22 protein-coding genes are annotated in these 22679 nt (G+C 61.8%); 15 read left to right on the top strand and 7 right to left on the bottom strand.

All coding sequences use genetic code 11. The annotated features are described in order from the left end of the window. Positions 1–14 precede the first annotated feature (14 nt). Entirely contained in the window at positions 15–167 is a 153-nt protein-coding gene (locus tag AC2GXZ_RS18000) for a hypothetical protein (protein ID WP_483760559.1), read from the top strand. Between the two features lie 217 nt (positions 168–384). On the opposite strand, the gene AC2GXZ_RS17995 is transcribed toward AC2GXZ_RS18000, so the two are convergent. Genes AC2GXZ_RS17995 through AC2GXZ_RS17985 form a run of 3 tightly spaced genes read right to left on the bottom strand, consistent with a single transcriptional unit; the run spans position 385 to position 2957 of the window. Beyond that, positions 385–915 (bottom strand): flavin reductase, encoded by a 531-nt coding sequence (locus AC2GXZ_RS17995; RefSeq protein ID WP_483760558.1) that lies wholly within the window; start codon positions 913–915, stop codon positions 385–387. Positions 916–973: 58 nt separating this feature from the next. Beyond that, positions 974–2272, bottom strand: coding sequence for an NAD(P)/FAD-dependent oxidoreductase (locus tag AC2GXZ_RS17990; RefSeq protein WP_483760557.1), 1299 nt, complete (start codon positions 2270–2272; stop codon positions 974–976). A 1-nt stretch (position 2273) separates the two neighbouring features. Further along, positions 2274–2957, bottom strand: a complete 684-nt coding sequence (locus AC2GXZ_RS17985; protein ID WP_483760556.1) for a GntR family transcriptional regulator — start codon at positions 2955–2957, stop codon at positions 2274–2276. A gap of 309 nt (positions 2958–3266) precedes the next feature. On the opposite strand from AC2GXZ_RS17985, the gene AC2GXZ_RS17980 reads away from it, so the two are divergent. From AC2GXZ_RS17980 to AC2GXZ_RS17955, 6 genes are all read left to right on the top strand, one after another. Continuing rightward, positions 3267–4562, top strand: a complete 1296-nt coding sequence (locus AC2GXZ_RS17980; protein ID WP_483760555.1) for an LLM class flavin-dependent oxidoreductase — start codon at positions 3267–3269, stop codon at positions 4560–4562. 72 nt (positions 4563–4634) lie between these two features. Then, positions 4635–6197 (top strand): ABC transporter substrate-binding protein, encoded by a 1563-nt coding sequence (locus tag AC2GXZ_RS17975; protein ID WP_483760554.1) that lies wholly within the window; start codon positions 4635–4637, stop codon positions 6195–6197. Positions 6198–6210: 13 nt separating this feature from the next. Beyond that, positions 6211–7218, top strand: a complete 1008-nt coding sequence (locus tag AC2GXZ_RS17970; RefSeq protein WP_483760553.1) for an ABC transporter permease — start codon at positions 6211–6213, stop codon at positions 7216–7218. After that, entirely contained in the window at positions 7218–8066 is an 849-nt protein-coding gene (locus AC2GXZ_RS17965; protein WP_483760552.1) for an ABC transporter permease, read from the top strand. Before AC2GXZ_RS17970 ends, AC2GXZ_RS17965 begins: the two co-directional genes overlap by 1 nt. Positions 8067–8069: 3 nt before the next feature. Further along, positions 8070–9713, top strand: a complete 1644-nt coding sequence (locus AC2GXZ_RS17960) for a dipeptide ABC transporter ATP-binding protein (RefSeq protein ID WP_483760551.1) — start codon at positions 8070–8072, stop codon at positions 9711–9713. Beyond that, on the top strand, positions 9713–10618 hold the full coding sequence (locus AC2GXZ_RS17955; protein WP_483760860.1) for a 2-hydroxyacid dehydrogenase: 906 nt from the start codon (positions 9713–9715) through the stop codon (positions 10616–10618). Before AC2GXZ_RS17960 ends, AC2GXZ_RS17955 begins: the two co-directional genes overlap by 1 nt. Before the next feature lie 19 nt (positions 10619–10637). On the opposite strand, the gene AC2GXZ_RS17950 is transcribed toward AC2GXZ_RS17955, so the two are convergent. Beyond that, complete coding sequence (locus tag AC2GXZ_RS17950; protein WP_483760550.1) at positions 10638–11345, bottom strand: GntR family transcriptional regulator; 708 nt, start codon at positions 11343–11345, stop codon at positions 10638–10640. A 355-nt stretch (positions 11346–11700) separates the two neighbouring features. Between AC2GXZ_RS17950 and AC2GXZ_RS17945 the strand changes: the two genes are divergently transcribed. From AC2GXZ_RS17945 to atzF, 8 genes are read left to right on the top strand one after another with little or no spacing between them, the layout of a single operon-like run. Further along, positions 11701–12828: a BMP family ABC transporter substrate-binding protein gene (locus AC2GXZ_RS17945; RefSeq protein WP_483760549.1), complete on the top strand. Its 1128-nt coding sequence runs from the start codon at positions 11701–11703 to the stop codon at positions 12826–12828. Positions 12829–12852: 24 nt separating this feature from the next. Beyond that, a complete protein-coding gene (locus AC2GXZ_RS17940) occupies positions 12853–13983 on the top strand; it encodes an ABC transporter permease (protein ID WP_483760548.1) in 1131 nt (376 codons plus the stop codon). Then, positions 13983–14909: an ABC transporter permease gene (locus tag AC2GXZ_RS17935; RefSeq protein WP_483760859.1), complete on the top strand. Its 927-nt coding sequence runs from the start codon at positions 13983–13985 to the stop codon at positions 14907–14909. Before AC2GXZ_RS17940 ends, AC2GXZ_RS17935 begins: the two co-directional genes overlap by 1 nt. 15 nt (positions 14910–14924) lie before the next feature. Next, entirely contained in the window at positions 14925–15653 is a 729-nt protein-coding gene (gene biuH / locus AC2GXZ_RS17930) for a biuret amidohydrolase (protein WP_483760547.1), read from the top strand. Next, the gene (locus AC2GXZ_RS17925; RefSeq protein ID WP_483760546.1) at positions 15650–17215 is read left to right on the top strand and encodes an ABC transporter ATP-binding protein; all 1566 of its coding nucleotides are present in this window, start codon (positions 15650–15652) and stop codon (positions 17213–17215) included. The genes biuH and AC2GXZ_RS17925 overlap by 4 nt, the downstream gene beginning before the upstream one ends. Before the next feature lie 11 nt (positions 17216–17226). After that, complete coding sequence (locus AC2GXZ_RS17920; RefSeq protein WP_483760858.1) at positions 17227–17895, top strand: cysteine hydrolase family protein; 669 nt, start codon at positions 17227–17229, stop codon at positions 17893–17895. Then, complete coding sequence (locus tag AC2GXZ_RS17915) at positions 17888–18241, top strand: cupin domain-containing protein (RefSeq protein ID WP_483760545.1); 354 nt, start codon at positions 17888–17890, stop codon at positions 18239–18241. The genes AC2GXZ_RS17920 and AC2GXZ_RS17915 overlap by 8 nt, the downstream gene beginning before the upstream one ends. Next, positions 18238–20079, top strand: a complete 1842-nt coding sequence (atzF, locus tag AC2GXZ_RS17910; protein WP_483760544.1) for an allophanate hydrolase — start codon at positions 18238–18240, stop codon at positions 20077–20079. The genes AC2GXZ_RS17915 and atzF overlap by 4 nt, the downstream gene beginning before the upstream one ends. Positions 20080–20147: 68 nt before the next feature. Here the strand turns inward: atzF and AC2GXZ_RS17905 are convergent, their stop codons facing one another. Genes AC2GXZ_RS17905 through AC2GXZ_RS17895 form a run of 3 tightly spaced genes read right to left on the bottom strand, consistent with a single transcriptional unit; the run spans position 20148 to position 22678 of the window. After that, positions 20148–20918 carry an SDR family NAD(P)-dependent oxidoreductase gene (locus AC2GXZ_RS17905; RefSeq protein WP_483760543.1) on the bottom strand — a complete coding sequence of 257 codons (771 nt, stop codon included), beginning with the start codon at positions 20916–20918 and terminating at the stop codon, positions 20148–20150. A 15-nt stretch (positions 20919–20933) separates the two neighbouring features. Then, on the bottom strand, positions 20934–21689 hold the full coding sequence (locus AC2GXZ_RS17900; RefSeq protein ID WP_483760542.1) for an amino acid ABC transporter ATP-binding protein: 756 nt from the start codon (positions 21687–21689) through the stop codon (positions 20934–20936). Then, on the bottom strand, positions 21686–22678 hold the full coding sequence (locus tag AC2GXZ_RS17895; RefSeq protein WP_483760541.1) for an NAD-dependent epimerase/dehydratase family protein: 993 nt from the start codon (positions 22676–22678) through the stop codon (positions 21686–21688). The genes AC2GXZ_RS17900 and AC2GXZ_RS17895 overlap by 4 nt, the downstream gene beginning before the upstream one ends. Between the last annotated feature and the right edge of the window lies 1 nt (position 22679).

Below are 22679 nucleotides of genomic sequence, written 5' to 3'. Positions count from 1 at the left end.
GACCGACGGACGGCATGCCAAATGCCAAAGTGATTGAGCTTATCCGCAGCCACAGGCGCATCGCCATCGTCGGCGGAGATGTGGTCGAGCCGGCAACGCAATATCAAACGATCACCAAGCGGCGCATCGCCGGACAAAAATGCTGTTCAAGCTTCTCAGCCAGATGATTCCAGCGCGTCCATCGAGGCAGGACAAACATTAGTCGCACCTAATTCTTCCTGTGGATGAACTCTCAAGCAGCTTCAACCGAACATGACTGTGAGTTACAAAATATTCATTTGACGGTGGATCGATGCCGTTCCACCCATTGTTCCAGCCGCCATGATGGCGGTTAGAGGCCCGCACCACGGTTCTGCCGCAGTGCGGGCTTCGCTTTTCCAGCCCTCAACCCTGGCGTGCCAGCGCAATAAAGCGCTTGTCGAAATACAGGAGCGGTTCGGGCTCTTCTGCAACGCGCAGGCCAACGACGTCGCAGAGCAGGATGTCGTGCGTTTCCTGCCTTGATGCTTCGACGATCCGGCAGTCGAAGGCGGATATGGCACTCATCAGCACCGGAGCGCCGGTTTCCAGCACATCCCATGTGCCATGGCCGAAACGAACATCCATGTCCTTTATCCCACCTGCACCGGCAAAAACCGCCGCGATCTCCTGATCGGCCGCCTGCACGGTATTGACCGCCAGGACCCGCGACGTCAGGAAATGCTCATAGGACTGGGCGGTACGGTTGATGCAGACCAGCAGGCGCGGCGGCGTATCCGTGACGCTGCAGACCGCCGTTGCCGTCATGCCGTAGTTTCGCTCGCCGCAGCGGGTGGTGATGATATGGACGGGCGCTGCCACCTTGGCCATGGCAGCGCGATAGGCGGACAGGGAGACCGGCTCGCTTGGCATCGGTATCGAGGCATTCTGGTTCATCTGATATCCCTTCGTGGATCCGCGCTGCCGACGGCCATGGCGGTGGGCGTCAAGAGCTTTAGAAATTTACGTCCAATGCGCGGTAAAGCTGCGTTGCGGCAACGATACCGACATTGCGCAGCAGCGGCGGCGGCATGCGCGGTGCCGGCGTGTTCGGTATCGGCAGTTCCTTGAGCGACGTATTGCCGAGCACGGTCTGCCCGAGCAGCGTGCCATAGGCGCTCGCCATCGCCACACCGCGCCCGCAATAACCGTGGGCGGTCCACAGACCCGGCTGCGGCTGGTCGATATGTGGCATGAAGTCCCGCGTCAGCCCCACCTTGCCGGCCCAGCGGTATTCGATCGGCTGACCTTCGAGCTGCGGATAGACGTTGAGCATCGCCTTTTCCACATGTGAGAAATCGCCGTCGCGATACGGACCACTGAGCGTGCCGCGTGTGCCGAACAGGACGCGCCGGTCCGGCGTCTTGTGCCAGTAGTTGAGGATACGGCGGCTGTCGGAGGCGGCATGTTCACCGGGCAGGATCGTATCGGCGACGGCATCCGGCAGGGGCGCCGTGGCGACGATGAAGGTGTGGATCGAAACATAGCTGTCGTCGACCGCGGCACTGAGGCCATGGGAATAGGCATCGGTTGCCAGAATGACGGCCTTGGCCGTCACAGTTCCGCGCGGTGTCGGGACCGACCAGCCACCCGCCGTCTCCTTGATGGCGGTCGCCCGCGTCTGGCAATGAATATGGGCGCCGAGGCCGATTGCGGCACGCGCCAGCCCGCGCGCATAGCTGAGCGGGTTGATCGAGGCGCCTTCGCGGTCGATCATGCCACCGATATAGGCCCGCGATCCGAGCAGGGCCGCAAGCTCTTCGCGACCGACGACATCGAGCCCGCCGAAACCATCGGCGGTCCAGGTGCGGACACGCTCCTCGACACGGCGGATGCCGGCGGCATTATGGGCCGGCAACAGCCAGCCGGTGCGCTTCAGATCGCATTCGATAGCGTAATCGGTGATGAAATCCATCACCACATCGGTCGTGCGGGCGCCGAAATCGGCCATTGCCCGGCCGCGATCCTCGCCATAGGTGCGGATCAGATCGCTGCGGCTGTTCTTGAAGCCGCGGATCACCGAGCCACTATTGCGGCCCGAACCGCCCCAGCCGGGAAAACTGCCCTCGAGAAGACGCGCGTCCACGCCGCGTCGCGCGAGCGTGATGGCGGCGGAAAGACCGGTATAGCCACCACCGATAATGACCACGTCGCATTTCGCATCGCCATCGAGCGGCGTCGTAAGATCGGCCTCCTGTGCAGTGTCCATCCACAAAGTGGGGAATTGGTTGAGGCAATCCTTGGCGTAATCCATCTTAAATGTCGTCCTGCTGCGCGGATGCAATGACCGCGCCGGTATGCCAGCGCAGTGTCGTGAAATAGTGATATTCGAGTTCGGCCTTGGCAGTGCGCGCATCGCCACGCTCGATCGCCGCGAAAATCCGACAGTGATCGTCATAGGCGGCTCGCGGACCTGAATCGCGGCCGATCTCGTTGCTGCGGATCAGTCTCGCCCGGTTGAGAACCAGTTCCAGTTCCTGCGACAACATCGGCAGGCCGCTCACATCGGCGATGGCGAGATGAAATTCGGTATCGAGCGCGCTGAATTCGCCGCGGCTTGCCCGCTGCACAGCCTGGCTCTGGCGATCGAGAACGGAGGCGATCCTGTCGAACCCACGGTCGCGATTGGCAATCGCCCGCTCCACGGCCAGATGTTCAAGCGCCGCGCGCAGCCGGTAGACGACGACGATCTCGTCATAACTATAACTGCGGATCGTGTAGCGGCGACCGACACGTTCGACCAGCCCCTCCTGCGCCAGCCGACGCAGGGCCTCACGGGCAGGAACGCGACTGGTTCCGAACCAGCCGGCGACATCCTCTTCGCGCAGCGGCGTCCCCATCAGAAATTCGTGACGAAGGATACGCTCCTTCAGCCCGACATAGACGGTGCTGCCGCGAAACGCGTCATCGGCTTCCGGCATCGAATTTACGTCGACCATGATTGTTCCAGACTGCGCCAAACGAAAATACGCTGAATTCCAGTTCAGTATACCGAAATGAGAATGTCAACCGGCAATTGACCTGATTGGTCGTTGATCCGGAAACTTCACGGAGAAACGAGAAATCCATCGCCGTTGTTTTCCATGCATAAAATTCACTAATATGCACAAAATGAAGGCTGGCATAAATTTTGACCCTTTCGAACTTCATTTGACTATTGCCAAAGAATTAAAGTCATGCATTGATTGGGTATACCGAAACAAAGACAAAAGCCGGCATGGAAACATGATCGGCAGGGAACGGCAGCAATGACTGAAATCAAGCTCGGCTTGTCCATGCGCTATCTCGGCTACCACATCGCGGCGTGGCGGCACCCGGACTTCAACCCGTCGTCGCTGACCTCGTTTGCGGCCTATCGCGACGTGGCGCTGCAGGCGGAAGCTGAGAAGCTGGACATGATCTTTTTTGCCGACGGCCTTGCCGTCCGCGGCGAGGACAAGCCGGCCGGCGCGCTGTCGCACGACATGCGCAACGCCGAACTGGAGCCGCTGACGCTGCTGTCTGCAATTGCCGCCGTGACCGAGCATATCGGCCTCGTGTCGACCGCATCGACCACCTATAATGAACCTTATCATGTCGCCCGTAAATTTGCCTCGATCGACCATATCAGCGGCGGCCGTGCCGGCTGGAACGTGGTCACCTCCTGGTCGGATCAGGAAGCGTTGAACTTCAACCGTGTGGCACCGCTGGCAAAGGATGAGCGTTACGACCGGGCGGCGGAATTCGTCGGCGTGGTAAAGGGACTGTGGGAGAGCTTCGAGGGTGATGCCTTCGTGCATGACAAGGCAACCGGCCAGTTCTACGATCCGGACAAACTGCATGTGCTCAATCATTCCGGTCGCTTCTTCCAGGTGCGCGGGCCGCTGACCTCGGCACGTACGCCGCAGGGGCGCCCGCTGATCGTCCAAGCCGGCGCCTCCGACAAGGGTCGCGACATTGCCGCCCAGCATGCCGATGTCGTTTATACCGTCGCACTCGATATCGAAGAGGCACGCACTTTCTATACGGACCTGAAGCGTCGCGCCGCCGAATACGGCCGGACCGCCAACGCGCCGCTGATCATGCCGGGCATCACGCTTTATGTCGGCGAGACCAGGGAGGAGGCGCAGGCGAAGTTCGAGGAACTGCAGTCACTGATCGATCCGGTCGCCGGCCTTGCCATGCTGTATAACTATTGCGGCGATCTTTCCGCCTATGATCTCGACCAGCCGATTCCGGAGGATTTCGTCAGCGACAAGATCAGCATTTCCGGCTCGATGATCCAGAAGGCACGGCGCGAGAACCTGACGATCCGCCAGATGTACGAAAATGCCGCCGCCGGCTTTACCGGCCGCTACATGGTCGGCACGGCGGAAGAGATCGTCGACGACATGCAGCATTGGGTCGAGACGGGCGCAGCCGACGGCTTCAACATCTGCCCGCCGATGTTGCCGCAAGGCATGGACGACCTGTCGCGCTTCATTCTGCCGGAAATGCGCAAGCGCGGCCTGTTCCGCAGCGAATATTCGGGCAGCACGCTGCGTGAAAATCTCGGCCTCGACTGAGGCCGATACTGATCCAGAGGGAAGAACCAACAATCGCTGCGGAAAAACCGCACGAACAGCAGGAGTGAAGGAATGATGTCTGAGATGAAGATCGGTCGACGCACACTGCTCAAAGGCGCGACAGCCATGGCCACAGTCACCGGGTTCGGCATCCCGCTGACGCCAGCTTTTGCCGCCGCCACCAACCTGCGCGCCGCCATTACCGGCTATAACGCGATCAACACGCTCGATCCGGGCAAGGCAACGTTGATCCCGGAATTCTATGTGATTTGGTCACTTTACAACGGCCTGCTGAAGTTCGACGAGAACATGAAGATCGTTCCGGACCTCGCCGAATCCTATAAGACGCTCGACGATGGCGCGCTTGAGTTCAAGCTGCGCTCCGGCGTCAAGTTCCATGACGGATCGGCGCTGACGGCCGACGACGTCAAGTTCTCGATCGAACGCGTGCTCGACAAGTCCTTCGCCTCGCCGAACCAGGGCAAGGTCGCAGCGATCGAAAAGGTCGAGGTCATCGATGACCTAACGGTGCGCATCCACACGAGCAAACCCTTCGCGCCGCTCCTGACCTTCCTCACCAATGCCCGTACCGGCACCCAGATCGTCTCGCGCAAGGCCGTCGAGAAAGCAGGCGTGGACGGTTTCGGCAAGGCACCGGTCGGCACGGGCCCCTACAAGCTTTCCGAATGGAGCGCTGGCTCGGGCCTCAAGCTCGTTGCCCATGAGGATTATTTCGGTGGCGCACCGGCGATCAAGACGGTCGACATTCCGCTGATCACCGAGGAAGCCTCGGGCGTGACCGCCCTTCTCGGCAACCAGATCGACCTGACGTCGACCGCACCTGCCGCGGACGTGCCGCAGCTGATGAAGAATCCGGCCGTCAAGGTGCTGCGTCAGCCGGGCCTTAACACCCGCTTCATCTCGATCAACCTGATGAAGCCGCCCTTCGACGACGTGCATTTCCGCCGGGCCGTGTCGATGGCCTTCCAGCGCGAGGCGATGGTTGCCGCTGTGATCTTCGGCGAAGGCGTGCCGCTGACCGGTGCCTTCCCGCCGCTTCTCGGCGACTATTACACGCCGGGCGCCCGTGACTTCGCCAAGTTCGATGCGACGGCTGCCAAGGCTGAACTCGCCAAGTCGAAATACAAGGCCGACGAACACGCCGTTGCCATCGTCACATGGGGCGGCAGCTGGTGGAAGCGTTTTGCCGAAATCTTCGTTGCCCAGGTCAATCAGGTGCTGGGCACCAAGTTCACCGTCGAGGTGACGGATGCCAATGCGGCTTACGCCCGCCAGAAGTCCGGCGACTTCCAGGCCGGCGTCTGGGGCTGGCTCGGCATGGTCGATCCGGACGAATATATGGGCGACCTTTTCCACTCGACCGGCTGGCGCAATTTCGGTAAATATTCCAATCCGGGCGTCGACGCCAAGCTGGAAGCCGCCCGCGCCGAGCTCGATCCCGCGACCCGCGTCAAGATCTACAAGGAAGCCGAGGCGATGGTCATGCAGGACGTGCCTGTGATCCCATGCTTCTGCTCCAATATCCATAACCTGATGCGCACCGGTGTCGATGGCTTCGCCCAGAAGCCCTATTCCAACTTCGGCGACCAGTTCGCCAACATGAAGGTCGGCTGATCTGATGGCGCCGGTGAGTGAACCACTTGGCCAGACCGCCGCGCGTCGCGCAGCCCGCAAGGGCCTGGGAAGCATTGCGGCAGGGTTTGCCGTAAAACTTCTCGGCGCGCTGGCCGTCCTGCTCGCCGGCACGATCGTCATCTTCTTCACCATGAAGGCGGCGCCGGGTGATCCGGCGCTGGCCGCCCTCGGCGAACAGGCAACCCCTGACGCCGTTGCTGCATTCCGCGCCCATTACGGGCTCGACCATCCGGTCTGGGTGCAATATCTGAGCTGGCTCACCGGCATGCTGCATGGCGATTTCGGCACCTCGCTTGCGGTTGCCTCCGGTCGCACGGTCGCCTCTCTTCTCGCCACCAAATTGCCGGCCACCCTGTTCATCGGGCTTTATGCGCTGACGCTCGCGGTGGTCATCTCGCTGATCCTCGGCAGCCTTGCAGCACTCAACCGCGGCCGCGCCATCGACACCGTTGCAACGTCGATTGCCGTCTTCGGCATTTCCATGCCGGATTTCTGGCTGAGCTATGTGCTGATCTTCGGGCTGGGCCTCAGCCTTGGCATCTTCCCGACCTATGGTTATGTCTCGCCCGCCGACAGCGTTGCAGGCGCTCTCTATTCAGGCTTCCTGCCCGCACTTGCGATCGCCGCCCCCATGGCCGCCGTTTTCTCGCGAACCCTGCGCGCCGTGCTGATCGAAACGATGAACCGTTCCTATGTGACGGCCGCCCGCTCCTACGGCCTCAACGAATGGTTCATCTTCATCCATTTCGTGCTGCGCAATGCGCTTGTACCCTATCTGACGGTGGTCGGCCTGCAGATCCGCTACATTCTCGGCGGCGTCGTGGTGGTGGAGAGGATCTTCGGCATTCCCGGCGTCGGCTCCTTCATGGTCGATGGCGCCTTTTCCCGCGATTTCCCGGTCCTGCAGACCTGCACCGTCGTGTTCCTGTCGATCGTGCTGGCCGTCAACATGCTGACCGACTTCATCTGCATGCTTCTCGATCCGAAAAGGACCCGCTGATGCTGCGCGCCCTGACCGCCCCGATCAAAAGCCTTCTGCGTCACCGCACGGGCGCCGTCGGCCTGTTGATGACCGTCTTCGTCCTGATTGCAGTCTTCCTCGGCCCTCACCTTCAGGCCTTTGGACCCGAAGACATGGATTTCATGGCGATCCTCGCACCCCCCTCCTTCGCCCATCCCTTCGGCACCGACAGCTTTGGCCGGGACGTGCTGTCGCGGGTTCTGGCCGGCGGGCAGGTTTCGATCGGCATCAGCGTCGGTTCGATCCTGATCGCCACAGTGTTCGGCTGCGCCATGGGCATGGCATCCGGCTATTTCGGCGGCTGGGTGGACAATATCGTGATGCGGATCTCGGATCTTCTCTTCGCCTTCCCGAGCTTCATCCTCGCCATGCTGCTGATGGTCGTATTCGGCTTCTCGACGGCCAACATCATCCTCGCCATCGCCCTCGTTTACCTGCCGATCTTTGCCCGCATCTCGCGCAATACGACGATGCTGATCCGTGAAGAGCCCTATGTTCAAGCTTCGCGGCTGATGGGGCGACGCCCGAGCGCGATCATGCTGACCCAGATCCTGCCGAATATCTCGGCACCGATCATGGTTCAGGCAAGCGTGGCACTTGCCTTCGCCATCATTCTCGAAGCGGGATTGAGCTTCATCGGCCTCGGCGTGCAGCCGCCCACACCGTCTCTCGGCGGCATCATGGCCGATGGGCGCGAATATTTCAGCCGTGCCCCCTGGGTGCTGACGATGAGCGGCATGGCAATTTCGATTGCCCTCCTCGGCGTCAACCTGCTCGGCGACGGCATCCGCGACATGACCGATCCCCGCCTCAAGGAAAGGGCGTAAGCGATGACGACACATCCAACCGTCCAGATCCGCAACCTGCGCGTCGCCTTCCGCTCCCGCGGCGGCGAAAACGAAGTGCTTCACGGCATCGACATGGTCGTCAACAAGGGCGAGATCCTCGGCGTCATCGGCGAATCCGGTTCGGGCAAGACGATGACCGGCATGTCGCTGCTTCGTCTTTTGCCAGACAGCGCCAAAGTGACAGCCGACGAGATGCGTTTCGATGGGTTGGACCTGCCGGCGATGTCGGAGGACCAGTTTTCGGGCCTGCGCGGTGTGCAGCTGGCGATGATCTTCCAGGACCCGGTCGGTTCGTTCAATCCGGCCAAGACGATCGGCTGGCATTTCGGGCAGATCTTGAAACAGGCGGGTGTTGCTAATAACGGCCGCGAGCGCGGCATCACGCTTCTCGGAGAAGTCGGCGTCAAGCGCGCGACCGAGGTGATCGACCTTTACCCGCACCAGCTTTCCGGCGGCATGCTGCAGCGGGCGCTGATCGCACTGGTGATTGCGCTGAGGCCGGCGCTGATCGTCGCCGACGAGCCGACCACCAATCTCGACAAGGTGGTCGAGGCGCAGATCCTCGAACTCTTCCTCGACATGCGCAACCGGCTGAACGCGGCAATGATATTCGTCACCCACGACATGGCCGTCGCCGCATCGCTCTGCGACCGGATCGCGGTGATGAATGCCGGCGAGATCGTCGAGACCGGCGAGGCGAAGACGATCTTCACCAACCCGCAGCATGCCTATACGAAGAAGCTGATCGATACGGCGCTGGAGCTTTCCAATGTCGGCGAAAAGCCATCCGCCGCTGCACCGAAGGCCGCCAAGACAGGAGCCATGACCGACAGCAGCGAACCGCTGTTCCGGGTCAGGGATCTGGCGGTGACATTCCCCGGCTCGCGCACACGCGCGTCCTTCAAGGCCCTGGACGACATCAATTTGGACATCCGCCCTGGCGAAATCCTCGGGCTGGTCGGTGAATCCGGCTCCGGCAAGACGACGCTCGGCCGCGCATTGCTGCGGCTCTATACGCCTTCAGCCGGCAAGATCGTCTATCGTGGCCGCGACATAACCCACCTGCCCGAACGGGCATTGCGCGGCATGCGGCGCGAATTGCAGATGGTGTTCCAGGATCCCGGCGGTTCGTTCAATCCGCGCAAGACGATGGGCGCGTCGCTCGCCGAGGCGCTGGTCATGGTGGATTGCCCGCGGGCGCAGATCGAGGCACGTTCGATCGCGCTGCTGGAACGTGTCGGCCTAACCGCCGCCCATGCCGAACGTTATGCCCATCAGCTTTCCGGTGGACAGTTGCAGCGCGTTGCCGTGGCGCGGGCGATCGCGCTTGAACCGAGCATGATCGTTGCCGACGAGGCCGTCTCCAAGCTCGACGTTTCGGTGCGTGCGGGCGTGCTCAATCTGTTCAAGGACATCCAGGCTGAAACCGGCATGTCGATGGTGTTCATCACCCACGATCTCGATGCGGCCCGCTTCATGTGCGACCGGATTGCGGTGCTGCTGCATGGCAAGCTGCTCGAAATCGGCCCGACGGAAGAGATCTTCGCCTCGCCTTCCCATGATTATACCCGCACGCTGCTTGCCTCTCAGGGTGCGCTTGCCCGCGCGGTCGGAGCGCGCATGTGATGATCAATACCGTCTATATCGATTGCTCGCTCTTCATGCTCGGCCTGCTGCAGGACGTCTTTCCAGACTATGCGCAGACCATGTCGGTCAATGTCGGCGATCCGAATGCCGACGAACTCGTGGCACTGGCGGCAGAGGCCGAGATCATTCTCAATGGCCATACGATGATGGATGCAGTAATCATTGCCCGTCTTCCGAAGCTTCGCGAGATCATCTTCCTCGGCAGCGGTGCCACCAGCTATATCGATGTCGCGGCGGCCGAGGCGCAGGGCATCCGGGTGCGGACGATTTCCGGTTATGGCGACCGCTCGGTCGCGGAACACGCGACTGCATTGATGTTCTCCGCCGCGCGCAAGGTCTCGGCCATGGACCGGGATCTGCGGGTCGGCCATTGGGAGCCGCTGGAAGGGATGGAACTTGCCGGCCGCCGGCTCGGCATTGTCGGTTTCGGCGGTATCGGACAGACATTTGCCGAGATCGGCGAGGCACTCGGCATGACCGTGTCGATCTGGAACCGCAGCCCGCTGCCCGAGCGCTGGAGCGGCCACGCCTTGCCGCTCGATGATCTGCTTTCGCAATGCGACGTGATCTCGCTGCATTTGGCGCTCAACGACGCGACACGCGGCATGATCGATGCAGCCAGGATCGGCCGGATGAAGCCATCCGCGATAGTAATCAACACCGCCCGCGCTGGTGTCGTCGACAGTGCGGCGCTCTATACCGCGCTAAAGGACAAGCGGATTGCCCATGCGGGCCTCGATGTGTTCGACGAGGAACCGCTGCCGCCGGATGCCTGCTGGTTTGATCTTCCCAATGCGACGCTGACCGCCCATGCCGGCTTCAAGACCGCCGATGCATCGAGGCGCCTGCTGAACAGCGCCATCGGCATGCTGCCGGCGCGCTGAGCTGCGTTCCGGCTTCCCATCAGTTCCGCAACGTTCTCGCCGGGCTCGCGCCGGCTTTCGGCGGCGCCGCGAAAACGGCGCTCGCATCGCTGACGATCGAGACATGCACATAGGCGGCATGGCCAGCGGCTGCAGGATCTGCACGCAGGATCGCCGTGACGATCCGGTCGTGTTCCTCGTAGGATTTGGTGAGCCGGCCCGATAGCCGGAACTGCGCCCGGCGGAACGGCGCGAGCCGCGCCCGCGTCTGCATCGCCAGTTCCAGCAGGTGGTTGTTATGTGCCCCGCGGTAAAGCCGGTTGTGGAATTCGGTGTTATAGGCAGAATAATCCTCCGGTGCGCCGGAATGCACGAGCCGCATCGAGGCGCGGTGTTCCATGTCGAGTAAGCGCCGCTCTTCCGCCGTCATCCGTTCGGCCGACAAACGGGCGCAGACGCCTTCAAGCTCCGCCATCGCCTCAAACATCGAATGAAGATGCGCCTCGGTGACGTTCATGACGACGGCGCTGCGGTTAGGCTCCCGCTCCACCAGCCCCATAGCACCCAGCTCCCGCAATGCTTCGCGCACCGGCGTCCGTGACACTTCAAACCGGGCAGCGAGTGCGATCTCCTCCAGCTTCTCGCCCGGAAGCATGACCCCGGTGACGATCATATCGGCGATGGAGCGCACCATCTGCTCGACAGTCGTCCCTGTGCGGATAACCTTCTTTCGCCTCGCCTGCGCCACAACAATCCTAACGGCCGGAATTTCTCTGCATACAGATGGCGCCCTCACATCGATAAGTCAACACTGCCATCAAGCATATGAAAAATCTAGGGATTCTTTTAACTAATCCTGCTCCTCCAGGGAACATCAGCCACCTTCAGATCAAAATATCCGCATTGATTTAAAAATAATCAAAAGCTTAATCAATCTGCATACACTTTTGTCATCGGCATACTGAAGCACGAGCAATAGGATTATATATCAATTACTTAAATTCTGGCACACGCATTGCATGCACTTTACTGTGTAATCACCGATCGGGCCAATGACTGATGGCCCTGTTGCAATCGGCCTAGCGCCGCAAGGGAGCATGACGATGACCAAATTGCTTTCCATGAACCGCCGAAATTTTCTAAACGTCTCCGCCGCCGGCCTTCTTGCCGGCGCGGCTCCCGGCCTGATGGCGACCCGTGCGCGGGCGCAGACGGCGCTGACGGTCGGCTTCATCTATGTCGGACCCAAGGACGACTACGGTTATAACCAGGCGCATGCAGAGGGTGCCGCCGTGATCAAGGCGATGCCCGGCATCACGCTTGTCGAAGAGGAAAACGTGCCCGAGACCGTCGATGTTCAGAAGACGATGGAATCGATGATCAATCTCGATGGCGCCGCCCTGATCTTCCCGACCTCCTTCGGTTATTTCGACCCGCATATGCTGGCCATGGCGGCGAAATATCCCGACGTGCAGTTCCGTCATTGCGGCGGCCTGTGGCAAGAGGGCAAGAACCCGGCCAATACCGGCTCCTATTTCGGCTATATCCATCAGGGCCAGTATCTGAACGGCATAACCGCCGGTTATGCGTCGAAAAGCAAGAAGATCGGCTTTGTCGCGGCGAAACCCATTCCGCAGGTGCTGCAGAACATCAATGCGTTCCTCATCGGCGCCCGTTCCGTCGATCCGGCGATCACCTGCCAGGTGATCTTCACCGGCGAATGGTCGCTGGCGGTCAAGGAAGCGGAGGCCACCAATGCGCTGATCGACCAGGGCGCCGACGTCATCACCTGCCATGTCGACAGTCCGAAGGTCGTGGTGGAAACAGCCGCTGGCCGCGGCGCCTTCGTCTGCGGTTACCACGCCAACCAGAGCCCGCTTGCGCCGGAAAAATACCTCACCGGCGCCGAATGGGCCTGGGGCAATGTCTATACGGACTTCATCAAGAAGGCGCAGGCCGGCGAAAAGCTCGGCAACTTTGTCCGTGGCGGGCTGAAGGACGGTTTCGTCAAGATGAGCCCGCTCGGCCCCGGCGTATCCGCCGAGGCGCGCAAGAAGTTCGACGCGACGCTGGCCGAGGCGATGGCGGGCAAGCTCTCCGTCTTCAAGGGACCGCTGAAGGACAACAAGGGCAATGTCGTGATCGTCGCGGGCAAGGCCTATGGCGAGGATGCGGTCGATCTCGAAAGCATGGTCTATCTGGTCGAAGGTGTCGTCGGTTCCACATCCTGACCCTGGCGTGAAGGGAGAAGCGTCATGACGATTGAAGCAAACGATCCCGTATTATCCATGGCAGCAGGCGCAAGGCACTCCTTCCGCCCTGCCCTCGAATGGCTGGCGCGACGGGTGGAACCCGTCGCGATCGGGCTCGTGGCGATCCTCATCGGCATGGCGCTCTTTTCCGTCTTCATCCTGGTGATCGGCAAATCGCCGCTCGCACTTTTCCAGATCATGTATGCCGGCGGTTTCGGCAGCTGGTTTTCGATCCAGAACAGTCTTTCACGTGCATCGCCATTGCTTTTGACGGCGCTCTGCGTGGCGCTGCCGGCAAGACTCGGCCTCGTCATCATCGGCGGCGAAGGCGCGCTGGTGCTTGGCGGTGTGGCAGCCGCGGCCACGGCCGTTCCGTTGGCGGGGCTTGTCACGCCTTTGGTGCTCCTGCCGCTGATGGCGATCTCGGCGATGATCGTCGGCGGCATCTGGATCGGGCTTGCCGGTTCTCTCCGCCACTATCGCGGCGTCAACGAAACGATCTCCTCGCTGCTTCTCGCCTATATCGCGATTGCGCTGATGAACCAGCTGGTCGAGGGACTGTTGCGCGATCCGGCAAGTCTCAACAAACCCTCCACCAAACCCCTGCCCGCCAATTACATAATCGGCGACATGCCCGGCATGGACGTGCATTGGGGCCTCGCCGTCGGCATCATCGCCTGTATCGGCTCCTGGGTGCTGATCGAGGCGACGAGTTTCGGCTTTGCCGCCCGCATCGCCGGCGGCAATGTCCGGGCAGCACAGATACAGGGCCTGCCGGTCGGCAGGCTGATCGTCGGGTTTACCGCCATTGCTGGCAGTTTCGCCGGGCTTGCCGGCATGCTGGAAGTCGCAGCAGTCCAGGGCAGTGCCAATGCCTCGCTCGCGGCCGGTTACGGTTATACCGGCATTCTCGTGGCGTTTCTGGCCCGCCACAATCCGCTGGCAATCATCCCGATCGCCTTCCTGCTCGGCGGACTGGAAGCATCGGGCGGGCTGATCCAGCGGCGCATGGGCCTGCCGGATGCGACCGTGCTGGTGCTGCAGGGCACGCTGTTCATCATCATCCTGCTTTGCGAGACCTTTTACGGTCGATTCAAGCTGTTCAACCCCGATCTTTGGAAAAGGAGCGCATGATGGAAGAGACAGGTATCGGCCTCTGGGGCGTGCCTCTGGCGATCTTTGCCGGCGCGATCCGCGTTTCCACCCCCTTCATCTTTGTCTCGCTAGGGGAATCGATCACCGAGCGCTCCGGGCGCATCAATCTCGGGCTCGAAGGGACGCTGGTCTTCGGCGCCATGACCGCCTATGCGGTTGCGGTGAAAACCGGCTCGCCCTGGCTCGGCGTCCTGGCAGCCATGGCGGCCGGCGCCGTCTTCGGCCTCATCCACGGCTGGATCTGCAAGTTTCCCAAGGTCAACGACATCGCGATCGGCATCGCCATGATGCAGTTCGGCCTCGGTCTCGCCTTCTTCCTCGGAAAACCCTTCATCCAGCCCGCCGCACCGAAACTGCCGTCGATCCCGCTTGGATCATGGTCGGCCATCTCGCAGGTTCAGGCAGCGCTCAACATCAATGCGCTGTTTTTCATCGGCATGGCGCTGGCGCTGTTCCTGTTCTGGGCGTTCAGGAATACCAGACCTGGCCTCATCCTGCGCGTCGTCGGCGACAGTACGGATGCAGCGCGCGCCATGGGTATCAGTCCGGATCGGGTTCGCCTCATCGCCACCGCCATCGGCGGTTCCTTCGCGGCGGTCGGCGGAGCCTATCTGTCGCTTTATTATCCGGGCTCATGGAACGAGGGCATATCGTCTGGCCAGGGCCTGATGGCGGTGGCACTGGTCATCTTCGCCCGTTGGAACCCGATCGGCTGCTTTCTTGCAGCCCTTCTGTTCGGCGGTGCCGGTGCGCTCGGTCCGGCATTGCAATCGGTCGGCGTGAGCCAGGGATATTATCTCTTCTACGCCGCACCTTACGTGCTGACCCTCATCATCCTGATTGCCACCTCGTCGCCCAACCGCGCGCTTGCCGGCGCGCCGGGCGAATTGTCCCTGACCAAATAAGAGAGGAGAGTTTTGATGAACAGCCTTTCAAGCCCTTTGGCCCCTGCGCCGTTTTCCGGCGAGACACTTACCTTCATCGATGCCGATCCCTATCCGTGGCCCTATAACGGCAAGCTTCGACCCGACAATACCGCGCTGATCATCATCGATATGCAGACCGATTTCTGCGGCAAAGGCGGTTATGTCGATCACATGGGGTACGACCTGTCTCTGGTTCAGGCGCCGATAGAACCGATCAAGGCGGTGCTTTCCGCCATGCGTGCCAAGGGTTACCACATCATCCATACCCGCGAGGGCCACCGGCCGGATCTTGCGGACCTGCCGGCCAACAAGCGCTGGCGTTCGCAGCGCATCGGCGCCGGCATCGGTGATGCCGGCCCCTGCGGCCGCATCCTGACGCGCGGCGAGCCGGGCTGGGACATCATCCCCGAACTTTATCCGATAGCGGGCGAGACGATCATCGACAAACCCGGCAAGGGCTCCTTCTGCGCCACCGATCTTGAACTGATCATCACCCAGAAACGCATCGAGAATATCATCCTCACCGGCATCACCACCGATGTCTGCGTTTCGACGACGATGCGCGAGGCAAACGACCGCGGTTACGAATGCCTGCTGCTGGAGGATTGCTGCGGTGCCACCGACTACGGCAACCATCTGGCGGCGATCAAGATGGTGAAGATGCAGGGCGGTGTGTTCGGTGCCGTCTCCAATTCCGCGACCTTCGTGAGCCAACTGCCATGAGCCCGTCCTCCCTCCAGATCGTCCGCGACACGCCCCTTCCACAATCAGGCAAGGCCGTCGGTATCGAAACCATCGGCATGACGATGCGCTTTGGCGCCTTTACCGCCCTCGACAACGTCTCGATCAGCGTGCCGGCCGGCTCGTTCCACGCGCTTCTCGGTGAAAACGGCGCCGGCAAATCGACGCTGGTTAAATGTATCATGGGCTTTTACCACGCCACATCAGGCTCGTTGTCCGTTGATGGCCGGGAGGTCGCGGTCGCTTCGCCGAAGGATGCGGCGGCCTATGGGCTTGGCATGGTCTACCAGCATTTCACCCTCGTGCCGTCGCTGACAGGGGCCGAAAACCTCGTCATCAGCCGCGCCGAAGTGCCGGCGGTGATCAACTGGGCGAGGGAACGCAAGGCGCTTGCCGCCTTCATGGAGCGCATGCCGTTCCGGATCCCACTCGACCGACAGGTACGCGAACTCGCTGCCGGTGAAAAGCAGAAACTCGAAATCGTCAAACAGCTCTATCTCGGCCGCTCCTTCATCGTGCTCGACGAGCCGACCTCGGTGCTCACACCGGCCGAAGCCGACGAAATGCTCGGCCTCGTGCGCGGCATGACCGAACGTGGCGAACTGACCGTGCTGATGATCTCCCACAAATTCCATGAGGTGACCAAGTTCACCGATGGGGTGTCGATCCTGCGGCGCGGCAAGCTGGTCGGCACCGGCAAGGTGAGCGAGCTTTCCACCGCCGACATGGCGGCGATGATGATCGGCGACGTCAAGCTTGCCGAACTCGACAGCCGCCTGCCGGTATCCGGAACCGCCAGGCCGGTTCTCAAGGTCGAGCAGGTCAGGGCTCCGGACAGATCCGGGCTGAAGACGATCGAGATCGATGAACTGACCGTCCGTTCGGGCGAGATCGTCGGCATAGCCGGGATTTCCGGAAATGGACAGAAGGAGCTGACAGAGATCCTTGCCGGCCAGCGCCCGACGGATACGGGCCAGGTGCTCGTCCAGGGCTACGCCTATGGCGCGACGCGACCCGAGACGCGTAGAAATAACGTCCGCTTCATCCCGGAAGAGCCGCTGCAGAATGCCTGTGCGCCGAAGATGACGGTGAGCGAAAACCTCGCCTTCCGTACCTTCGATCTTGATATCGATGGAAGGGATGCAATCTGGCTCTCCAAGGGCCGGATGAAGAAGCGGGCGCATGCGCTGATCTCGGATTTCAAGGTCAAGACCGCTTCCTCTGCCTCCCCCATCGCGGCTTTGTCCGGCGGCAATGTGCAGCGCGCCGTGCTGGCCCGCGAACTCACCGGCGCCGTCGATCTTCTGATCGTCTCCAATCCGTGTTTCGGGCTCGACTTTTCCGCGGTTGCCGAAATCCGTGCCCGCATCATGAAGGCACGCAATGCCGGCGCGGCAGTATTGCTTCTGTCGGAAGATCTCGACGAGCTTCTCGAAATGTCGGACCGGATCATGGTCATATCGGAAGGCAAGCTGGTCTATGAAACGCCGGCGCGCGGCGCCGATATCAGCGTGATCGGCGCCCATATGGCAGGGCATCACTGATGGCGGGGGGTATCGTCGAGATAAAGGCAGAGCCCTTCGCCTTTCCGGCAAAGCCCGAAAAGCTGGCGCTGATCGTCATCGACATGCAGCGCGATTTCGCCGAACCAGGCGGTTTCGGCGCAAGCCTCGGCAATGATGTCTCACGCATCCAGAGGATCGTGCCGGATGTGAAACGCCTGATCGAAGGGTTCCGTGCCGCGGGGCTGCCGGTCATCCATACGATGGAATGCCACAGGCCCGACCTTTCCGACCTGCCGTCGGCCAAGCGCGACCGCGGCAATCCTTCGCTGCGGATCGGGGACGCGGGGCCGATGGGGCGCGTGCTGATTGCCGGAGAACCCGGCACCGCCATCCTGCCTGAGCTCGCGCCTATCGACGGCGAAGTGGTGATCGAAAAGCCCGGTAAGGGCGCCTTCTATGCCACCGAACTCGGCGCGATCCTGCAAGAAAAGCGCATCAGCCAGCTGGTGTTTGCCGGCGTTACGACCGAGGTCTGCGTGCAGACAACGATGCGCGAGGCCAATGACCGGGGTTACGAATGCCTGCTCGCAGAGGAGGCGACCGAAAGTTATTTTCCCGAGTTCAAGGCCGCCGCCATCGCCATGATCCGAGCCCAAGGCGCGATCGTCGGCTGGACCGCGCATGTTGACGACATCCTGGAGGGACTGGCCCATGCCTGAGACGACACGCGAAATGCTGACCTCGGGAGGCTGGAAGGATCTGGAGTTCGAACCATTCCGGAAAGAGGTGACGATCCACTGGATCAGGCATTTCGACGGCGACCAGCCGGGCGTCGCCCTGTTGAAATATCTGGCAGGCGCATCGGTGCCGCGCCACCGGCACGAGGGTCTTGAAACCATCCTCGTTCTCGACGGCGTGCAGTCCGACGAGGCGGGCGATTACGGCCGCGGAAGCTATGTGGTCAATGCCGCCGGAACCGAGCATTCGGTCTGGAGCGATACCGGCTGCGTGGTGCTGATCCAGTGGGACCGTCCGGTGACGATACTGGAAGAGGATAAAGCATGACCGGGATCAAGCCGACGGTGCCACCGGCCTTCGACATCGCCTCGCTTTTGAACTTCTATCGCCGCGGCGGTAGTGTCGCGGAGATCGTCGAACGGGTGTTCGCTCGCATCGCTGAAGTCGATGATCCGGGCATATTCATACACTTAGCCGAAAAAGATCACGTACTTGCCGAAGCCGAGGGACTCGGCGCCTTCGACCCTGAAAGACCACTGTTCGGCATTCCCTTCGCGGTGAAAGACAATATCGATGTCGCCGGCATGCCGACCACCGCCGCCTGCCCGGATTATGCCTATCTGCCTGACAGGGACGCGACGGTCGTGCGGCTGTTGAGACAGGCGGGCGCGCTCGTCATCGGCAAAACCAATCTCGACCAGTTCGCCACCGGTCTGGTCGGCGTGCGTTCCCCCTATCCGATCCCAAGAAACGCCATCGACCCGACGCTTGTGCCCGGCGGCTCGTCCTCCGGCTCGGCCGTTGCCACGGCGCTGGGCATCGTGTCGTTTGCGCTCGGCACCGACACTGCGGGTTCCGGCCGCATTCCGGCCGGCCTCAATAACATTGTCGGGCTGAAACCGACTGTCGGCGCCCTGTCCACCACCGGCGTCGTTCCGGCCTGCCGCACCCTCGATTGCGTCTCGATCTTCGCGCTGACGGTCGATGATGCCTGGAACGTCTTCTCGGTGGCGGCCCGACCGGATGCAAGCGACGCCTATTCGAAAACCGTTCCCGCAGTTGGATATGGCTCAGCGCCGGCGATGCTGACGATCGGCGTGCCGGCCAAGGAAGACCTCCGGTTTTTCGGCGACGCGGCGATGGAGGCAGCCTATGGCGAGGCGCTATCCGTGCTTGCCGGCTTCGGACACCGGCTGATCGAGATTCCCTTCGCCGACTTCTACAAGGTCGCCGACCTGCTCTATGAAGGCGCCTGGGTGGCGGAACGCTATGCCGCGGTGAAGGATTTCTTCGACGCGCATGAGGACCGGTTCCACCCGGTAACCCGCCGGATCTATGACGGGGCGAAGACGCTTTCGGCAAGCGACGCCTTCAACGGTCTTTATGCGCTGCAGGCGTTGAAGAAGCGGTTGGCACCGGTCATCGCCTCGATCGACATCTTCTGCGTACCCACTGCACCGCGGCATTATACGGTCGCCGAACTTCAGGCCGAACCCATCCGCGAGAACTCGCGCCTCGGCACCTATACCAATTTCGTCAACCTGCTCGACATGTGCGGCATCGCCGTTCCGACCGGCACACGGTTGGATGGTCTGCCGGCAAGCGTGACTTTGCTCTCCGCAGCCGGCAAGGACGGGCTGACGGCAACGCTCGCCCGCGATATTCATGCGGCAAGCGGGCTGACGATTGGGGCGACCGGCTGGCCGCAACCGGCGCCTGCTGTCGTCCCGCGGGGAGAGACCGCCGACGGCCTGATCGATATCGTCGTGGTCGGCGCGCATCTGTCGGGCATGCCGCTCAACCACCAATTGGTCGAGCTGGGTGGAGAATTTTTTCGCAGCGGCAGCACCTCTGCGGATTACCGCCTTTATGCCCTAGCCGGAACCGTGCCTCCGAAACCCGGTATGGTGAAGACGGCGCGCGGCAAGGGTAACCAGATCGACGTCGAGATCTGGCGGTTGACGCCTGCCGCCTTCGGCAGTTTCGTCGCTGCCATCCCCGCGCCGCTAGGCATAGGCACGATTTCGCTTGCCGACGGCAGCTCGGCCAAGGGTTTCCTTTGCGAGCAGGTGGCGGTGGAGGACGGCGCCGCCGACATCAGCCATTACGGCGGATGGAGGGCGTTCTGCGCCGCGACGACCGTGGGCAAAAGCCGCCACGGCTAGGATACCGTACGGATCGATGATGCAAGTGGGCAAACAGCGAAGTTATTCGCCTGGCAGGCGGGGATGGCTCAGCGCGCCATCCAGCCGCCATCGACCATCAGGTTGTGTCCGGTCAGATAACTGGCCTCGTCGCTTGCCAGGAACAGCGCCGCACGGGCGACATCCATCGGCTTGCCGAGACGGGGCAAGGGCGTGCGGCTGCGGGAATAGTCCAGCATTTCGGGATCGATCGCCCGGCCGCCCTTGCCCGTCAGGATCTTGCCCGGCGCGACCGCATTGCAGATGATGCTTTCGGGACCGTAGTCGGCGGCAACCTGCTTGGTCATATAGACCATGCCGGCCTTGCTGACGCCGTAGGCGAAATCGCCCGGCGCTGCGATCATGCCATGCTGCGAGGTGATGTTGACGATCCGACCACGGGCCTCGTTGACGATCTCCTGGGTCAGCATCTGCCGGACGGCAGCCCGCAGGCACAGATAAGCGCCCTTCAGATTGACATCGGTCACCCGGTCCCATTCCGCCTCATCCGTATCGACAAGCGAGGCACCGCCGCGCACGACGGCATTGTTGACCAGAATATCGATGCGACCGTAACGGCCGGCCACATCGTCGAAAAGCGACTGAACTTCCGCCGCACTGGATATGTCGGCCCTGGCAAAGACGGCCTTGTCGCTGACCTTTTTCAATTCGTCGATGACGGGAGTGCCGCCCTCGACGACATCCGCGGTCACGTCTGCCGCGACGACGATCGCGCCTTCCTGCGCAAACAGCAGCGAGATGGCCCGCCCGATGCCCGACGATGCCCCCGTGATGATGGCGGTCCTGCCAGCTAATCTCATTGTCTTTTGCCTTGCCTAGTGCCTGATGACCTGCTGCAGGAACGTGCGGGTACGCTCATGCTGCGGATTGGAGAAGAACTCTTCCGGCGTGTTGCGTTCGACGATCTTGCCCTTGTCCATGAAGATCACCTGGCTTGCCACCGACCGGGCAAAGCCCATTTCGTGGGTGACGCAGACCATGGTCATGCCTTCGCGGGCCAGTTCCACCATGACGTCGAGCACTTCCTTGATCATTTCTGGATCGAGCGCGGAGGTCGGCTCGTCGAACAGCATGATCTGCGGCTCCATGCACAACGCACGGGCAATCGCCACACGCTGCTGCTGGCCGCCGGAAATCTGCGACGGCATCTTGTGGGCATGGTCGGCGATCTGAACCCGTTCGAGATAGTGGCGGGCCAGCGCCTCGGCCTCCGCCCGCGTCTTGCCGCGATTTTTCATCGGCGCGATCATCAGGTTCTGCAACACGGTCAGATGCGGAAACAGGTTGAAGTGCTGGAACACCATACCGACTTCCTGGCGCACCTTGTCGAGATTGCGGGCGCTGTCGCCGATGGCGATGCCATCGACGGTAATCGAGCCGCCGTCGAACTTTTCCAGCCCGTTGATGCAGCGAATGAGCGTCGATTTGCCGGAACCGGAAGGGCCGCAAATGACGATCCGCTCGCCGCGCGCGACATCGAGATCGATGCCATCGAGCGCCTTGAACGTGGAATAGGATTTGGTCACGGTGCGCATCTCGATCACGGTGCGGCCGAGGTTAACGGTATTCATGCGCTGATCCTCTTTTCAAGGGGGGCAAATTTCGAAAGCCATTCGGCGTGGTCGGTCACGGCACGGTCGCCATGGTAAAGGGGCCCGTAGCCGGTATCCTGCGACAGACGCCCGATGGAAAGGCTTGCACGGTCCTGCGCCATCGAAACGGTGACATTGGCAGGCTCGCTCGCCTCCGCCAACTCCGCGCCGTGCCCGCCGATCACAGCGGAAAGCCTCTCCGCCCAGTCGAAAACGCTGCCGTTTGCACCGGCGCCGATATTGTAGATCGGATGGTGCAGGGTTTCGCCTTCAAGAAGAAGCCGGAGCCCGGTTGCGGCATCGCGACTGTAAAGCCAGTCGCCCAACAGAGGACGCGCAAGCCGCGATACACGGCCCTCACGCCATTGCTGCAGCACCTGGGCATGCGGGCTCAGGAGCGGCCGAACACCGGTATGATATTCCCAGGGGCCGAACAGTGGTCCAAGACGCGCGATCCGCAGATCCATGCCGTAAAGAGATGCGAGGCGCAGCGCCGTGTTCTCGGCCGCGACCTTGGTTATTCCGTAAAGGCTTGCAGGCGCAGGAATACGCTCCTCGGTGATCGGCCCGTCCTCAAGCGCGACATGGCCATAAACCGCAACGCTGCTGGTGGTTACCACCCGTTTCAGATCGCCCGCATTGCGCAGAACCTTGAGCAAGGTCGCCGTGCCGCCGACATTGACGCCGACGATGCGGGCAGCCATCTCCCGTTCGGCCTCGGCATCGGGTGTCATGGCGGCGAGATGCAGCACGGCATGCGGCTGCGCCATCCCGACCACAGCGGAAAGATCGGCCTCGCTGCATATGTCGCCGAGAAAAACCGTGGCGTCGCGCAGTGCTTCGGCATCGCGAAATGCGTCCGGCAGGCCGGCCGTGGCAAACAGCGTCACCTCGTGACCGGCTGCCAGCAGCGCTTCCGCCGTGGCAAGCCCGACAAAGCCGGTGCCGCCGGTGATCAGAACCCGCATC

It is taken from the genome of Aliirhizobium sp. YIM B11859 (assembly GCF_057163345.1).
The sequence above is the reverse complement of the archived record's forward strand: the minus strand, read 5'-3'. Positions and strand labels throughout refer to the sequence as shown.

Excerpts from the sequence above, each read along its gene's own strand:
- AC2GXZ_RS17915 (WP_483760545.1), top strand. The coding sequence starts at position 17,888 with ATGCCTGAGACGACACGCGAAATGCTGACCTCGGGAGGCTGGAAGGAT.
- AC2GXZ_RS17935 (WP_483760859.1), top strand. The coding sequence starts at position 13,983 with ATGGAAGAGACAGGTATCGGCCTCTGGGGCGTGCCTCTGGCGATCTTT.
- AC2GXZ_RS17965 (WP_483760552.1), top strand. The coding sequence starts at position 7,218 with ATGCTGCGCGCCCTGACCGCCCCGATCAAAAGCCTTCTGCGTCACCGC.
- AC2GXZ_RS17980 (WP_483760555.1), top strand. The coding sequence starts at position 3,267 with ATGACTGAAATCAAGCTCGGCTTGTCCATGCGCTATCTCGGCTACCAC.
- AC2GXZ_RS17900 (WP_483760542.1), bottom strand. The coding sequence starts at position 21,689 with ATGAATACCGTTAACCTCGGCCGCACCGTGATCGAGATGCGCACCGTG.
- AC2GXZ_RS18000 (WP_483760559.1), top strand. The coding sequence starts at position 15 with ATGCCAAATGCCAAAGTGATTGAGCTTATCCGCAGCCACAGGCGCATC.
- AC2GXZ_RS17975 (WP_483760554.1), top strand. The coding sequence starts at position 4,635 with ATGATGTCTGAGATGAAGATCGGTCGACGCACACTGCTCAAAGGCGCG.
- AC2GXZ_RS17905 (WP_483760543.1), bottom strand. The coding sequence starts at position 20,918 with ATGAGATTAGCTGGCAGGACCGCCATCATCACGGGGGCATCGTCGGGC.
- AC2GXZ_RS17995 (WP_483760558.1), bottom strand. The coding sequence starts at position 915 with ATGAACCAGAATGCCTCGATACCGATGCCAAGCGAGCCGGTCTCCCTG.
- AC2GXZ_RS17895 (WP_483760541.1), bottom strand. The coding sequence starts at position 22,678 with ATGCGGGTTCTGATCACCGGCGGCACCGGCTTTGTCGGGCTTGCCACG.
- AC2GXZ_RS17955 (WP_483760860.1), top strand. The coding sequence starts at position 9,713 with ATGATCAATACCGTCTATATCGATTGCTCGCTCTTCATGCTCGGCCTG.
- AC2GXZ_RS17990 (WP_483760557.1), bottom strand. The coding sequence starts at position 2,272 with ATGGATTACGCCAAGGATTGCCTCAACCAATTCCCCACTTTGTGGATG.
- AC2GXZ_RS17925 (WP_483760546.1), top strand. The coding sequence starts at position 15,650 with ATGAGCCCGTCCTCCCTCCAGATCGTCCGCGACACGCCCCTTCCACAA.
- atzF (WP_483760544.1), top strand. The coding sequence starts at position 18,238 with ATGACCGGGATCAAGCCGACGGTGCCACCGGCCTTCGACATCGCCTCG.
- AC2GXZ_RS17940 (WP_483760548.1), top strand. The coding sequence starts at position 12,853 with ATGACGATTGAAGCAAACGATCCCGTATTATCCATGGCAGCAGGCGCA.
- AC2GXZ_RS17960 (WP_483760551.1), top strand. The coding sequence starts at position 8,070 with ATGACGACACATCCAACCGTCCAGATCCGCAACCTGCGCGTCGCCTTC.
- AC2GXZ_RS17945 (WP_483760549.1), top strand. The coding sequence starts at position 11,701 with ATGACCAAATTGCTTTCCATGAACCGCCGAAATTTTCTAAACGTCTCC.
- biuH (WP_483760547.1), top strand. The coding sequence starts at position 14,925 with ATGAACAGCCTTTCAAGCCCTTTGGCCCCTGCGCCGTTTTCCGGCGAG.
- AC2GXZ_RS17985 (WP_483760556.1), bottom strand. The coding sequence starts at position 2,957 with ATGGTCGACGTAAATTCGATGCCGGAAGCCGATGACGCGTTTCGCGGC.